Source organism: Nakamurella endophytica, assembly GCF_014646215.1.
Taxonomy (GTDB): domain Bacteria; phylum Actinomycetota; class Actinomycetes; order Mycobacteriales; family Nakamurellaceae; genus Nakamurella; species Nakamurella endophytica.
Window position 1 is genome coordinate 98,494 of the sequence record NZ_BMNA01000004.1, and the last position, 12,953, is coordinate 111,446.

General features: G+C 74.2%; 14 protein-coding genes. 8 read left to right on the forward strand and 6 right to left on the reverse strand.

Features of this window, described 5'->3' with window-relative positions; translation table 11 throughout:
* The first annotated feature begins 472 nt into the window (after positions 1–472).
* On the forward strand, positions 473–1,480 hold the full coding sequence (locus tag IEY37_RS10990) for a LacI family DNA-binding transcriptional regulator (RefSeq protein ID WP_188941614.1): 1,008 nt from the start codon (positions 473–475) through the stop codon (positions 1,478–1,480).
* A gap of 38 nt (positions 1,481–1,518) precedes the next feature.
* On the opposite strand, the gene IEY37_RS22090 is transcribed toward IEY37_RS10990, so the two are convergent.
* Entirely contained in the window at positions 1,519–1,920 is a 402-nt protein-coding gene (locus IEY37_RS22090; RefSeq protein WP_188941615.1) for an FBP domain-containing protein, read from the reverse strand.
* A gap of 133 nt (positions 1,921–2,053) precedes the next feature.
* Here IEY37_RS22090 and IEY37_RS11000 point away from each other — a divergent pair, with 133 nt between their 5' ends.
* Positions 2,054–2,710, forward strand: coding sequence for a Pr6Pr family membrane protein (locus tag IEY37_RS11000; protein WP_188941616.1), 657 nt, complete (start codon positions 2,054–2,056; stop codon positions 2,708–2,710).
* 263 nt (positions 2,711–2,973) lie between these two features.
* The gene (locus IEY37_RS11005; RefSeq protein ID WP_188941617.1) at positions 2,974–4,191 is read left to right on the forward strand and encodes an alpha/beta hydrolase family protein; all 1,218 of its coding nucleotides are present in this window, start codon (positions 2,974–2,976) and stop codon (positions 4,189–4,191) included.
* Between the two features lie 22 nt (positions 4,192–4,213).
* Here IEY37_RS11005 and IEY37_RS11010 read toward each other — a convergent pair whose 3' ends face one another.
* Genes IEY37_RS11010 through IEY37_RS11020 form a run of 3 tightly spaced genes read right to left on the reverse strand, consistent with a single transcriptional unit; the run spans position 4,214 to position 6,591 of the window.
* A complete protein-coding gene (locus IEY37_RS11010; protein WP_188941618.1) occupies positions 4,214–4,819 on the reverse strand; it encodes a PH domain-containing protein in 606 nt (201 codons plus the stop codon).
* A 42-nt stretch (positions 4,820–4,861) separates the two neighbouring features.
* On the reverse strand, positions 4,862–5,632 hold the full coding sequence (locus IEY37_RS11015) for a YggS family pyridoxal phosphate-dependent enzyme (protein WP_188941619.1): 771 nt from the start codon (positions 5,630–5,632) through the stop codon (positions 4,862–4,864).
* 59 nt (positions 5,633–5,691) lie between these two features.
* The gene (locus IEY37_RS11020) at positions 5,692–6,591 is read right to left on the reverse strand and encodes a biotin--[acetyl-CoA-carboxylase] ligase (RefSeq protein ID WP_188941620.1); all 900 of its coding nucleotides are present in this window, start codon (positions 6,589–6,591) and stop codon (positions 5,692–5,694) included.
* Positions 6,592–6,782: 191 nt separating this feature from the next.
* Between IEY37_RS11020 and IEY37_RS11025 the strand changes: the two genes are divergently transcribed.
* The 5 genes from IEY37_RS11025 to IEY37_RS11045 all read left to right on the forward strand — a co-directional run bounded on the left by IEY37_RS11025 (position 6,783) and on the right by IEY37_RS11045 (position 11,698).
* Positions 6,783–8,393: an acyl-CoA carboxylase subunit beta gene (locus tag IEY37_RS11025; protein ID WP_188942300.1), complete on the forward strand. Its 1,611-nt coding sequence runs from the start codon at positions 6,783–6,785 to the stop codon at positions 8,391–8,393.
* A gap of 44 nt (positions 8,394–8,437) precedes the next feature.
* Positions 8,438–8,686 (forward strand): acyl-CoA carboxylase epsilon subunit, encoded by a 249-nt coding sequence (locus tag IEY37_RS11030; protein WP_188941621.1) that lies wholly within the window; start codon positions 8,438–8,440, stop codon positions 8,684–8,686.
* Positions 8,683–9,309, forward strand: coding sequence for a Maf family protein (locus IEY37_RS11035; RefSeq protein ID WP_188941622.1), 627 nt, complete (start codon positions 8,683–8,685; stop codon positions 9,307–9,309). Before IEY37_RS11030 ends, IEY37_RS11035 begins: the two co-directional genes overlap by 4 nt.
* 82 nt (positions 9,310–9,391) lie before the next feature.
* Positions 9,392–11,146, forward strand: a complete 1,755-nt coding sequence (locus IEY37_RS11040; RefSeq protein WP_188941623.1) for an acetyl/propionyl/methylcrotonyl-CoA carboxylase subunit alpha — start codon at positions 9,392–9,394, stop codon at positions 11,144–11,146.
* A gap of 66 nt (positions 11,147–11,212) precedes the next feature.
* A complete protein-coding gene (locus IEY37_RS11045; RefSeq protein WP_188941624.1) occupies positions 11,213–11,698 on the forward strand; it encodes a DUF1707 SHOCT-like domain-containing protein in 486 nt (161 codons plus the stop codon).
* Positions 11,699–11,723: 25 nt separating this feature from the next.
* Here the strand turns inward: IEY37_RS11045 and IEY37_RS11050 are convergent, their stop codons facing one another.
* Both IEY37_RS11050 and IEY37_RS11055 read right to left on the reverse strand, forming a co-directional pair.
* Positions 11,724–12,653, reverse strand: coding sequence for a DUF2332 domain-containing protein (locus tag IEY37_RS11050; RefSeq protein ID WP_188942302.1), 930 nt, complete (start codon positions 12,651–12,653; stop codon positions 11,724–11,726).
* Between the two features lie 68 nt (positions 12,654–12,721).
* Complete coding sequence (locus IEY37_RS11055; protein ID WP_188941625.1) at positions 12,722–12,937, reverse strand: hypothetical protein; 216 nt, start codon at positions 12,935–12,937, stop codon at positions 12,722–12,724.
* Positions 12,938–12,953: the final 16 nt, after the last annotated feature.

Here is a 12,953-nt window from a genome sequence, read left to right on the forward strand (position 1 = left end):
GTACCCGATGACGTTGGGCACCTGCGCGTTGTCCGCGGCAGTGGGCTCGGGTGGCGTCACGGACGGCGGACCGGCGTCCTGTACGCGGCGGCGCCGTGGACGCCGACCTGGTCCGGTGCGCACAAGCCGGGGTGGATGCGGCGGGCCGCGCTGCGTGGCACCGCCCGCGACGTCCTGGGGCCCTGGGAGCTGCTGGTGCGCATGGTTCCCTCCAGCTGTCGGTGGCGACTCCGTCGTGCGCCACGCGAGTCGGAGCAGCGCCACCGGGACGCGCTCCGGTGGCCGAGCGTAGACACGAGAAACCGATTACACAAGAATGTCCGCAGGGCGTGGCCGCCCGATGCGCTCGCCGGACGCCGCGACCCGGACACCCGCCGGACGCCCGTGTGGCCTAGCCTTCTCACGTACCATCGCGGCGACCGTCCCTCGGCCGGACGAGCGACCCGGACCCCCGATCGGAGCTGGTGGGACGATGCCGACGATCTCCGACGTCGCCCGGGTGGCAGGGGTGTCCACGGCCACCGTGTCACGGGTGCTCAACGGCAACACCGAGGTCGACGCCGCGATGGCCGCACGGGTGCGCACCGCCGTCGACCAGCTGGCGTACCGGCCCAGCCGGATCGCGCGCAGCCTGCGTACCCGCCGCAGTGCGGTGCTGGGGCTGGTGATCTCGGACATCCGCAACCCGTTCTTCACGGACATGGTGCGCGGCGTCGAGGACGTCGCCTTCGCCAACGGCTACTCGGTGGTGCTGTGCAACTCCGACGAGAACCTCGGCAAGGAACGCGACTACCTGCAGCTGGCGATCGCCGAGAGCATGGCCGGGGTCATCCTGGCGCCCGCGTCCCTCGACGAGACGGACGTGTCGGCGCTGACCGGCCCGGGGATCCCGGTGGTGACGGTCGACCGGCGCGCACCCGACCCGGCCGTGGACCGGGTGCTCATCGACAACGCCCGCGGCGCCCGGCTGGCCGTCGGCCACCTGGTCGACCAGGGGTACCGGCGGATCGCGTGCGTCAGCGGCCCGACGACGATCTCGACCGGCGCCGAGCGTCTCGCCGGCTACCGGGCGGTGGTCCGCTCGCGCCGGCTGCGCACCGGCGCGGAGCTGATCCGCTTCGCCGACTTCCACGAGGCCAGCGGCCGCAGCGCCATGTCCGAGCTGCTGGCGGCACGGCAGGACATCGACGCGGTGTTCGTGGCCAACAACCTGATGACCCTGGGTGCGCTGCAGGCGGTCGCCGACGCGGGGCTGGTGATCCCCGACGACATCGCGGTGGTCGGCTTCGACGACATGTCGTGGGCGCCGCTGCTCCGCCCGCCGCTCACCACGGTCGCCCAGCCGACGTACGACCTGGGCGCCGAGACCGCCCGGCTGCTGCTGGACAGGATCAACGGGTTCACCGGCCCGGGCCGGGAGCTGGTGCTGCCGCCCACCCTGCGGGTGCGGGCCAGCTCGGCGCCGCGACGCGAGCGCTGAGGCCGCATCCCGAGAACCGGTCACTCGTGGCGGCGACGTCAGGGGCGGAGCACGTCCGCGACGAAGGAGTCCAGCCGGGTGCGGATGCGCTCGGCACGCTCCTCCGGCGGAAGGGAGCCCTCCGCCCGGTCCCGGACGGCGTCGGCAGGCCCGTGCACGACGGCAGCACACCGCAGGTCCGCGCACAGGTAGGTGCCGACGGTGTTCCCGGCCCGGCCGGCCGGACCGACCCGGCGGGCGGTGAACACCGACACCTGGTCCGCGCTGTGCGTGGACCGGGCGACATCACACGTGTGGACAGCGCCTCCCGCTTGATCGAACCCGCCCCAACGGTCCTGGCACGAGCTGGAGGACGCTCGCGCGAGCACGGGGTCCCGTCGGGGCGTCCTTGTGGCTGCCACTCCGCGGGCAGGCGCCGCCGTGGGGCCGGGCCGCCTCACCCACCGCGATGCCCGTTCCGTCCGGTCGGCCTCCCGTCGGGCGGTTCGGTGTCATAGTTGCCCGTCGGACACGGTGATCACGGTCCGGCCCCGGCACGCCCGTGCCGGTCCCTGGCGTCGGTGGAGGTCGAGGATGGCGACGGCGGCTCTGGCACCACGGTCGACACCGCCCGCGGTGCTGGGCGCGGCACGCGTGGCGAGGGGGTTGCTGGCGGTCTACGACACCGCTGCGCTGGTGGTCTGCGTGCAGCGGGGATTCAAGGTCCCGGGGTTCACGGTCGCCAACTTCTTCAGCTACTTCACCGTGCTGAGCAACGTCCTGGCCGTCCTGGTGCTGCTGGTAGGCGCCGTCGCCACCCCGCGCTCGGCCCAGTGGCAGGTGGTCCGGTGCTCGGTGACGATCTACATCGTCATCACCGGGATCATCTACGCCCTGCTGCTCTCCCGCGCCGACGTCGGGGTCGACAACGACTGGACGAACGACGCCCTGCACCGGGTCATCCCGTTGGTGCTGCTCGTCGACTGGGTGGTGTTTCCGGCCGCGCGGGCGATCGGGAACCGGACGGCCATGGTGGCGCTGGTCTTCCCGCTGCTGTACGGGGTCTACACGTTGATCCGGGGGCCGATCGTCGACTGGTACCCGTACCCGTTCATCGATCCGCGGCAGACGGGCTACCTGTCGATGTCCCTCGGCTTGGTGGTCATCGTCGTCGGATTCGTGATGATCGCACTGGCGGTCAACCAGCTCGGACGCCTCGGAACCCGTTGGCGCCACGGAGGATCGGACTGACCGGTCGGGGCCCTGCGGCGCACCACTCCCGTTCGGAGCGACCACGAGCACCGCGTCCGCCGGGGGTCGCCCGGTTGCCGGCGGTGGTCGTCCCACCGGAACCGGCTGCGCCCCGTGGAACCCTGCACCTTCCGGGCCGCCCGTTTCCTGCCGGACGGGTGATTCGGTGTCATAGTTGCCGAGCGGCTGACGGTGGTGACGGTGGCTGCGACGTATCCGCACCGGCCCGGAATCTGGCGTCTCCGGCGACAGGAGAACTGGCGATGACCAAGGTGGCACTCGAGGACAGCCTGCTCGACGCGCAACTGCTACGGGCCGTCGGATCCACCGGTCACGGCGGCGCCGACGTCGGTGAGTGCCTGCAGGCAGTGCGCGGCTTGGACGAACAGGACCTGTCCGCCTGGTACGACGCCTGGAAGGGCCTTGCTGACCGGGTGTTCGGTCTGGGCGAGCAGGAGGAGCGCGACGGGCACCGCGCCTCGGCTCGTGACGCGTTCCTGAGAGCCTGCACGTACCACCGGACCGCGGGCGGCATGCTGTACAGCACGCCCGTCGACACGCGGATGACGGACAGCAACCTTCGGCAGACGGCGGCGTTCCGGCGGGCCGCGGCCCTGATGGACCACCCGGTCGAGCCAGTGCGGATCCCGTTCGAAGGCACCACGCTGCCGGGCTACCTCCTGCGGGTCGACGACTCGGATGTGCGCCGCCCCACGGTGATCGGTCTGGGGGGCTACGACAGCACGTGCGAAGAGGTGTACTTCTACTTCGGCGCGCCGGCACTGGCCCGGGGATACAACGCACTGCTGTTCGACGGCCCGGGCCAGGGTGCGGCGCTGACCCAGCAGGGACTCCACATGCGCGCCGAGTGGGAGACGGTGATCACCCCGGTCGTCGACGACCTGCTCGGCCGGCCAGGGGTGGACCCGGACCGGATCGCCCTCGCCGGGCTCAGTCTCGGCGGTTTCCTCGCGCCCCGGGCGGCCAGCAAGGAGCATCGGATCGCGGCCCTGATCGCCGACTCGGGTTCCTTCGACATGTACGCGGCCGCTCTGGCCCGGATGCCCGAGGCCATCGCCGAGGGATACCAGACCGGGCAGGAGTCCGCCCGCGCCGCCCTGTCCGCGATGCTCGACCAGGTGGCGCAACGGCCGACGGCCGGATGGTCCGTCCGCCGCGGCATGCAGGTGCACGGCGTCGGGTCGCCTCTCGAGTACTTCGACGCGATGCGGGACTTCCGGCTCGGCGGTGTCGCCGGTTCGATCCGCTGTCCCACGCTCGTCACCCACGCCGAGGGCGACGACATCGGAGCCAGCGCACCGCAGTTGTTCGACGCGCTGACCGTGCAGGACAGAACGCTGATCCGGTTCACGGTGGCCGAAGGCGCCGGTGATCACTGCGAGGCGGGCGCCCGGAGCCTGTTCGACGCGCGCGCCTTCGGCTGGCTCGACGAGCGGCTGCACCCGGAGCGGGTCGGCTGACGTACGTCTGCCGCGGACGCCGTCAGTAGGACCGTGGCGGCTGCTTGTGCTCCGGCGGCCGGCGTCCGCGGCGCGGGTCCCCCTCGTCCCCGGCCCAGCGCTGGTCGGGCCCCGGCCCGTACCCGTCACCGCCGGAGAACCGTCCGCGGTCGTCCATGATCAGCTGGTTCAGCGTCGACTGCACGCGCGGGAGCGAGGCGACGTTCTCGAACTCCAACGGCTGGTCCGCCGCCGATTCGACGATCAGCGAGCCGAAACCGAGCAGCCGGCCCCAGAAGCTGACCGACGTCTCCATGTTCTGGATGTGGCCGAGCGGGATCTGGTGCTCGCGGCGGTGCAGGATGCCGGTGCGGAAGAAGACGTGGTGGTTGGTGATCACGAAGTGCTCGGTGCGCCACCGCAGGAACGGCACCAGCACCAGGAAGACCAGCAGCAGCACGGCGACGACGGCGATCCCGATCCACGCCAGCGAGTGGTACTGCCAGTTGCGCAGCACCGCCGCCAGCGCGAAGGCGCCGCCGATGATCACGACGAAGAACAGCACCGGCAGGACCAGCACCTTCCAGTGCGGGTGCTTGTGCAGGACCACCTGCTCCCCGCGGGACAGCAGGTTGTCGGGGTAGGCCATGTGCCCCTCCGTCCGCGCGGCGCCGACCGATCGGCGCTCACGCTACCGGCCGGGCTGCTCCGCCGGGGCCGGTTGCGCGCGGGCGCCGAACACCGCGGCACCCACCCGGACCTCGGTCGCGCCCTCCGCGACGGCCAGCTCGTAGTCGCCGCTCATCCCCATGGACAGCTCGGTGACGGATGCCGGGTCCACGGGCGCCGGAACGCCGGGCAGGCCGCCGTCGCGGAGCCGGTCGCGCAGCACCCGCAGGGTGCGGTACCCGGCCCGCACCGCCTCGAGGTCCGGCGAGTTCAACCCGATGGTCATCAGCCCGCGCAGCCGCAGCCGGTCGAACCCGGCCACCGCGCGCAGCAGCGCCGGCAGACCCTCCGGCGTGACCCCGGACTTGGACGCCTCCCCCGACACGTTCACCTGGACCAGCACGTCGAGGGTGCGGTCGAGCACCTCGAGCCGGTCCTGCAGCCGGCGGGCGAAGGCGGCGTCGTCCACCGTCTCGAGGCAGCGGACCAGCGGCAGCACGGCATTGACCTTGTTGGCCTGCAGGTGCCCGATGAAGTGCGTCCGCGGATCCAGGTCCGCCAGGTCGTCGGCCTTGGCGACCAGCTCCTGGACCCGGTTCTCGCCGATGAGCCGGTGACCGGCGGCCAGCACCACCCGGATCCGCTCGGCCGGCACCGTCTTGGTGGCGAGCAGCACGCGGACCTGGCCGGGCCGTCCTGCGGCCGCCGCGGCCTGCTCCGCGCGCGCCGTGACGTCGGCCAGGCGATCCAGCACGGCGTCGCCGGGAGCGGCGCGGTCGGATTCGGCGGGCACGCGACCGACCCTAGTCAGGACGGCCCGACCGCTCCGGGCCCGCGTGGCCGCACGCCCGCTCAGCCGCGCCGCAGGTGCACGACGTCGGCCGCTGAATAGCGCTGGCGCCGACCGGTGTCCGAGCGGACGACCAGCGCACCGTCGGGATCGACGTCGACGGCCTCGCCGGTGTCCACGCCGCCGCCGGGCAGCTCGACCCGGACCCGGGCGCCCAGGGTCCCGCAGCGGTCCAGGTACGCCGGCCGGATCCCGGCCGCGTCCACGTCTCCCCCGGCGTCGAACCAGTGGAGCACCCACCCGGTGAAGCTCTCCAGGACGGCCGCCAGCAGCGCCCCCCGGTCGGTGCCGCCGCCGGCGAGCAGCAGCGACGTGGCGTCCGGCCGGGGCAGTTCCGCGGCGGTCAGCGACACGTTGAGCCCGGCGCCGACGACGACGTCCGGGCCGACCGCCTCGGCGAGCACCCCGGCGCACTTGTGGCCGTCGACGAGGAGGTCGTTCGGCCACTTGAGCCGCGGACGGTCCGCGGCCAGGCCGGCCGCCGACCGCACCGCGGCGACCAGGGCCAGACCGAGGACGGCGCCGGTCCAGCCCCGGCGGGCCGGCGGCACCGCGACCATCGGCACCCGGATCGACACCATCAGCCCTGCCCCGGCCGGGCACGTCCAGGTCCGTCCGGACCGGCCCCGGCCGGCCCGCTGCTCCTCGGTGACCAGCACCGGCCAGGGACCGTCCGCGGCCACCGCCGGTCCGGCCGCCAGGTCAGCGTTGGTGGACCCGGTCGCCGCGACGTGCCGCAGGTCCACCGGGACGGGCAGCCGCAGCGGGCCGAGGCGGCCCAGGTCCAGCGGTCCGCGCAGGTCGCGGGGATCCGCCGGGCCGATGTCGACCTCGGTGTCCCCGTCCGTGTCCCTGTCGGTGTCCTCGTCCGTGTCCTGGTCCTGGTCCTGGTCCGTGCTCACCCCGGCACCGTAGGTCGACGGCGGTCACCGGGGGTCGGTTAGGGTGCGGTCGGGGTGGCGGCCGATGGCGGCGGCCACCGGACGGACCGCCGCCGACCGCGGCGGTCGGGGCGCGCGACGCCGGCACCGCCGGCGGAAGGGACGGTCGGTCGGTGGTCGAGCGCGGTCCCGGCACGGACGTCCCGGCGGACCTGCCCGCCGGCGGCTCGACGGGCCCGGCGCCCGACCTGCACACCACCGCCGGGAAGCTGGCCGACCTGCTGCGGCGCCGCGAGGAGGCCGTCACCACCCCGCCCGCGGTGGCCGAGCGGCAGCACGCCCGGGGCCGGTCGACGGCCCGGGAACGCATCGACCTGCTGCTCGACCGCGGGTCGTTCGTGGAGTTCGACGCCCTGGCCCGGCACCGGGCGACCGCGTTCGGGATGGCGCAGCGACGGCCGCCGGGCGACGGCGTGATCACCGGCTACGGCACGGTTGACGGCCGCGAGGTGTGCGTGTTCAGCCAGGACGTCGCGGTCTTCGGCGGCGCGCTCGGCGAGGTGTACGGCGAGAAGATCGTCAAGCTGCTGGACTTCGCGACGGCGTCGGGACGTCCCGTCGTCGGGATCAACGAGGGCGGCGGGGCGCGGATCCAGGAGGGCGTTGTCTCGCTGGGGCTGTACGCCGAGATCTTCAAGCGGAACGTGCACGCCTCGGGCGTCATCCCGCAGATCTCGTTGATCATGGGCGCCGCCGCCGGTGGCCACGTCTACTCCCCCGCGCTCACCGATTTCGTCGTGATGGTCGACGGCACGTCGCAGATGTTCATCACCGGGCCGGACATCGTGCGGGCGGTGACCGGCGAGGACGTCACCCTGGAGGACCTGGGCGGCGCGCGGACCCACAACACCCGCTCCGGCAACGCGCACCACCTGGCCGGCGACGAGGCCGAGGCGCTGGACTGGGTCCGCGAGCTGCTGTCGTTCTTGCCCAGCAACAACCTGTCCCGGCCGCCTGTCGACACCGGTGCCGCCGACGTCGATCTCGAACCGGGGCCCACCGATCTGGCGCTGGACACGGTCGTCCCGGACTCGCCGAACCAGCCGTACGACATGGTCGAGGTGCTGCGGGCGGTGCTGGACGACGGGCACCTGCTGCAGGTGCAGGAGCTGTTCGCGCCGAACATCGTCGTCGGGTTCGGCCGGGTGGCCGGGCAGAGCGTCGGCGTCGTCGCCAACCAGCCGCGACACCTGGCCGGCACGCTGGACATCGACGCCTCGGAGAAGGCGGCGCGGTTCGTCCGCACCTGCGACACCTTCAACATCCCGGTGCTCACCTTCGTCGACGTGCCCGGCTTCCTGCCGGGCACCGACCAGGAGTGGAACGGCATCATCCGGCGCGGCGCCAAGCTGATCTACGCCTACGCCGACGCCACCGTCCCGCTGGTCACCGTGATCACCCGCAAGGCCTACGGCGGGGCCTACGACGTGATGGGCAGCAAGCACCTGGGCGCGGACGTCAACCTGGCGTGGCCGACCGCGCAGATCGCCGTGGTCGGGGCCGCCGGCGCGGTGAACATCCTGTACCGGCGGGAACTGGCGGCGGCCGCGGAGCGTGGCGACGACGTCGAGGCGTTGCGCGGCCGGCTGCAGACGGAGTACGAGGACACGCTCGCCAACCCGTACCTGGCAGCGGAGCGCGGCTACGTCGACGAGGTGATCGCGCCGCACGAAACCCGAGGACGCATCACCCGGGCGCTGGCGATGCTGGCCGACAAGCGGGAGAACCGGCTGCCCCGCAAGCACGGGAACATCCCACTGTGAGCGAGCGAACGATCGGCACTGTGAGCGAGCGAACGATCGGCACTGTGAGCGAGCGAACGATCGGCACTGTGAAGGAGTTCTCGACCCGGTCAGGACGGTGCACGGCCGCCGCGGCGCGCGACGCCGCGGACGCCGCCGCCGCGGTCGCGGTGCTCCTCGCGCTGGCCGCAGACGACCCGCAGCCCGTGGACAGCGGCGAACCCGGCCGCTCGTTCTGGGCGGACCCGGCGCACCACGGCCGGGAGCTGGTGACCGGTCCGGGGCGGTTCTGGGCGTCCGGGCTGCCCCGGTGACCGTGCTGGTGCTCGCGTCGGCCTCGCCGGCGCGGCTGTCCGTCCTCCGCGCCGCGGGCATCGACCCGGTGGTGCAGGTCTCCGGCGTGGACGAGCCGGCGGTCGAGGCCGCGCACCGCCACCTCGGACCGGACGCCACCGTCGCCGCGCTCGCCGCGGCGAAGGCGGAGGCGGTGCTCGAGGACGTCGCGCACCGGCACCGCGACGCGGTGGTGGTCGGGTGCGACTCGATGCTGCTGCTGGACGGCCGGCTGCGCGGCAAGCCCGGGACCGCCGAGGTCGCCCGGCAGGACTGGGCCGAGATGGCAGGCCGGGACGCGGATCTGCTCACCGGGCACGCGGTGGCGCGGGTGGTCGACGGCCGTCCGGTCGACCGGGTCCGCGACGTCCGGCGCACCACCATCCGTTTCGGGACGCCCACGCCGGCCGAGGTCGAGGCGTACCTGGCCACCGGTGAGCCGCTGCAGGTGGCCGGGTCGCTGACCATCGACGGCTACGGCGGGTGGTTCGTCGAGGGGCTGGACGGTGACCCGAGCAGCGTCATCGGCATCTCGCTGCCGCTGACCCGGGAGCTGCTGGCCCGGGTCGGCCTGGCGGTGACGGACCTGTGGCGGCGGCCGTGAGCCGGCGGCGCACCGGCGGCCGTGTGGGACCACCGGCAGGGCGCCGCGACCCCCACCCGACCCGGCAGAGAGCGAGGACCTCGTGCACACCGTCCTGATCGCCAACCGCGGTGAGATCGCCGTGCGGGTCGTGCGCGCCTGCCGGGACGCCGGTCTGCGGTCGGTGGCCGTCTACGCCGAGCCGGACGCGGACGCCCCGCACGTCCGGATGGCCGACGAGGCGTGGGTGCTGCCGGGCAGCACCGCGACGCAGACGTACCTGTCCATCCCGGCGCTGCTGGACGTCGCGGCCCGCAGCGGCGCCGACGCCGTCCACCCCGGCTACGGGTTCCTGTCCGAGAACGCCGACTTCGCCCAGGCCGTCCTCGACGCCGGCCTGACCTGGATCGGGCCGTCGCCGCAGGCGATCCGGGACCTGGGCGACAAGGTGACCGCACGGCACCTGGCCCGCAAGGTCGGTGCACCGCTCACCCCGGGCACGCCCGAGCCGGTGTCCGGCCCCGACGAGGTCGTCGCGTTCGCCCGGGAGTACGGGCTGCCGGTGGCCATCAAGGCCGCGTTCGGCGGCGGCGGCCGCGGGCTGAAGGTGGCCAGGACGGTCGACGAGATCCCCGACCTGTACGAGTCGGCGGTCCGTGAGGCGGTGGCCGCGTTCGGCCGCGGGGAGTGCTTCGTCGAGCGCTACCTGGACCGCCCGCGGCACGTCGAGGCGCAGGTGCTCGCCGACACCCACGGCACCGTCGTCGTCGTCGGCACCCGCGACTGCTCGCTGCAGCGGCGCTACCAGAAGCTGGTGGAGGAGGCGCCGGCGCCCTTCCTGTCCGACGAGCAGCGGGCGCAGATCCACGCCGCCGCCAAGGCGATCTGCCGGGCGGCGGACTACCACGGCGCCGGCACCGTCGAGTTCCTGGTCGCCCCCGACGGGCTCGTCTCCTTCCTCGAGGTCAACACCAGACTGCAGGTGGAGCACCCGGTCTCGGAGGAGACGTCCGGGATCGACCTGGTGCTGGAGCAGTTCCGCATCGCCGAGGGCGAGCCGCTGCGCATCAGCGAGGATCCGGTCCCGCGCGGCCACAGCATCGAGTTCCGGATCAACGGCGAGGACCCCGGCCGCGGGTTCCTGCCGGCCCCGGGGACGGTGACCCGGTTCGTCGCGCCGTCCGGTCCCGGTGTGCGGCTGGATGCCGGGGTGGACACCGGCACGGTGGTGTCGGGGCTGTTCGACTCGTTGCTGGCCAAGCTGGTCGTCACCGGCGCGGACCGCGACCAGGCGCTGGCCCGGGCCCGCCGCGCGCTGGCCGAGATGCAGGTGGACGGCGTCGCGACCGTGCTGCCGTTCCACCGCGCGGTGGTGCAGGACCCCGCGTTCACCGCCCCGGACGGCGAGCTCGGCGTCCACACCCGCTGGATCGAGACCGAGTTCGACAACCGCATCGAGCCCTTCGTGGCGCCGCCCGGTTCCGCGGCCGGGGCACCGGACGAGCGCCGCACCGTCGTCGCCGAGGTCGACGGGCGGCGGCTGGAGATCCGGCTCCCCGCCGAGCTGCTGGACCGGCCGGCGCGGGCGGCGGCCGGCCCGTCCCGCAGCCGCAGCCGTACCGAGCGGGCCGCGCCGCCGCCGAGCAGCGGCCAGGTCACCGCCCCGATGCAGGGCACGGTGGTCCGGGTCGCCGTCGAGGAGGGCCAGGCCGTCGCAGCCGGCGACCTGGTGGCCGTGGTCGAGGCGATGAAGATGGAGAACCCGGTGACCGCGCCGCACGCCGGGACGGTGCAGTCGGTGTCGGTGGCGGTCGGCACGGCCGTCACCGCGGGCGCCGTACTGGCGGAGATCGAGTGACGGCGGCCACCCGTGGACCTGCGGGATGCGGCCGTCGCTGCGGGCGCGCCGTCTAGGGTGACCGGCATGAGCACCGTGCCGGGACAGCCACCGGTCGACCCGGCGGACCTGCGGATCGGCGACACCGACCGCAACTCGGCGCTGCAGGCGCTGGGCGACCACATGGCCGCCGGGCGCATCGACATGGCGGAGTTCGACAGCCGCAGCGCCCGGGTGACGGCCGCGCGGACCGCCCGCGACCTGCAGGGACTGTTCGACGACCTGCCCGAACCGCACCCGCGGATCCTGGGGCTGACACCCGGCTGGTCCGGTGCGGGCGCCGGCGCGTCGGCCCTGGTGCCGTCCGCGCCGGCGGCGGTGCCCGCGGTGCCGCCGCGGTCGAAGGGCCAGGCGCTGCTCGCGGCGGCGACGGCCAGCTCGGGTCTGCTCGCCGTCGTGCTGTTCTTCGTGCTCATGGGCGTCGGCGTGTCCAACGCATGGCTCGCGTTCCTGCTGGTCCCGCTCGTCGCCGGGGTGGCCAGGGCGGTCCAGGGTCAGCAGGACGGTCGCTGATCCCGGTCGCCGGACCGCCCGCGGGTCAGGACAGCCAGCGCAGGCTCTGCCCGTGCGGGCCGGTCACCGCTCGCGGACTCCCATTGTGCGACAGCACGAACCGGCCGCGGGTGTCCGGGACGTCGGCGGCGCCGGGCACGACCCCGGGCGCCTCGTTCGCCAGCCAGTGCACGCCGCGGTCGCGGACCAGACCGGTGACCAGCTCGACGAACCGCCGGCGTCGGTCGGCAGGGACGTAGGCCAGCACCGCGGAGTGCTGGACGACGACGGTGGCGCCGGGCGGCGCGTCCCGCAGCAGCCGGTCCAGCCCGTCGACCAGATCCCCGGTCTCGATCCGCGGCGGATCCGCCGCGGCGACCGCCAGTGCGGTGCCGAGCCGCTCCAAGCGCTCCCGCTGCTCCGGCCACACCAACGCCCGCAACCAGTCCCGGTCGTCCGCCGACCGCGCGTCCAGCGGGTGCAGATCGATGCCGGCACGCCAGGCCACCGATGGCAGCGCCGCCGGCAGCCGTACCGGACCCTCGACAGTGCACCGGATCTCGACGGCACCCCCACCCAGCCGGACGTCACCGGTGGCGGTGGAGTAGATGTACCGGTACCGATCCGGGTACAGGCACAGGCCCGCACTGGCCCCGACCTCGACGAGCGCCACGGGCTGCGGCAGGGCGGCCAGTACCGGAAGCAGCACGGCGCACCGGGCGGGCTCGTTCGTCTGCGTGCGCCGGCGGCCCAGCTCGACGGCGATCCCGGGCCACGCCTCCCGGACGAACGCCAGGAAGGCGGCCGGGTCACCGACCGGCCCGCCGAGCAGCCGGACGACGCCGAGCAGGAGATTGGGCTGCCGCTGCGCCGGCGGCAGACCGTCCAGCAGGGCGCACACGTCCGGCGCGGCGGCGACCGCCCGGCAGCAGCGCTCGTACGCCGGGGAGATGCCGTGCAGCTCGACCTCGGCCATCCGCAGGTAGCGCCCCGCGGCGGCCCCGTCGGTCCAGCCGACCGCCCCGGTGGCGGCACCCGGCCCGGTCACCGCGGGCGGTGCCGGTCCCGCCACAGCGCGGCGACCACTGCGACCACGCCGACCGTGGACATGCCGATCGCGCCGACCTGGCCGAACCCGGCGGCGAAGTCGTCGCTGAGCCACCCGGCCACCGCCGCCACGACGGCGACGACCAGCACCCCGACGCCCAGCACCACCAGGGCCAGCGCGCCGGCCGACAGCCGCGCGGATCCGGACTCCACGACCGGCACCCAGCGT

Excerpts from the sequence above, each read along its gene's own strand:
- IEY37_RS11000 (WP_188941616.1), top strand. The coding sequence starts at position 2,054 with ATGGCGACGGCGGCTCTGGCACCACGGTCGACACCGCCCGCGGTGCTG.
- IEY37_RS11050 (WP_188942302.1), bottom strand. The coding sequence starts at position 12,653 with ATGGCCGAGGTCGAGCTGCACGGCATCTCCCCGGCGTACGAGCGCTGC.
- IEY37_RS11045 (WP_188941624.1), top strand. The coding sequence starts at position 11,213 with ATGAGCACCGTGCCGGGACAGCCACCGGTCGACCCGGCGGACCTGCGG.
- IEY37_RS11010 (WP_188941618.1), bottom strand. The coding sequence starts at position 4,819 with ATGGCCTACCCCGACAACCTGCTGTCCCGCGGGGAGCAGGTGGTCCTG.
- IEY37_RS10990 (WP_188941614.1), top strand. The coding sequence starts at position 473 with ATGCCGACGATCTCCGACGTCGCCCGGGTGGCAGGGGTGTCCACGGCC.
- IEY37_RS11005 (WP_188941617.1), top strand. The coding sequence starts at position 2,974 with ATGACCAAGGTGGCACTCGAGGACAGCCTGCTCGACGCGCAACTGCTA.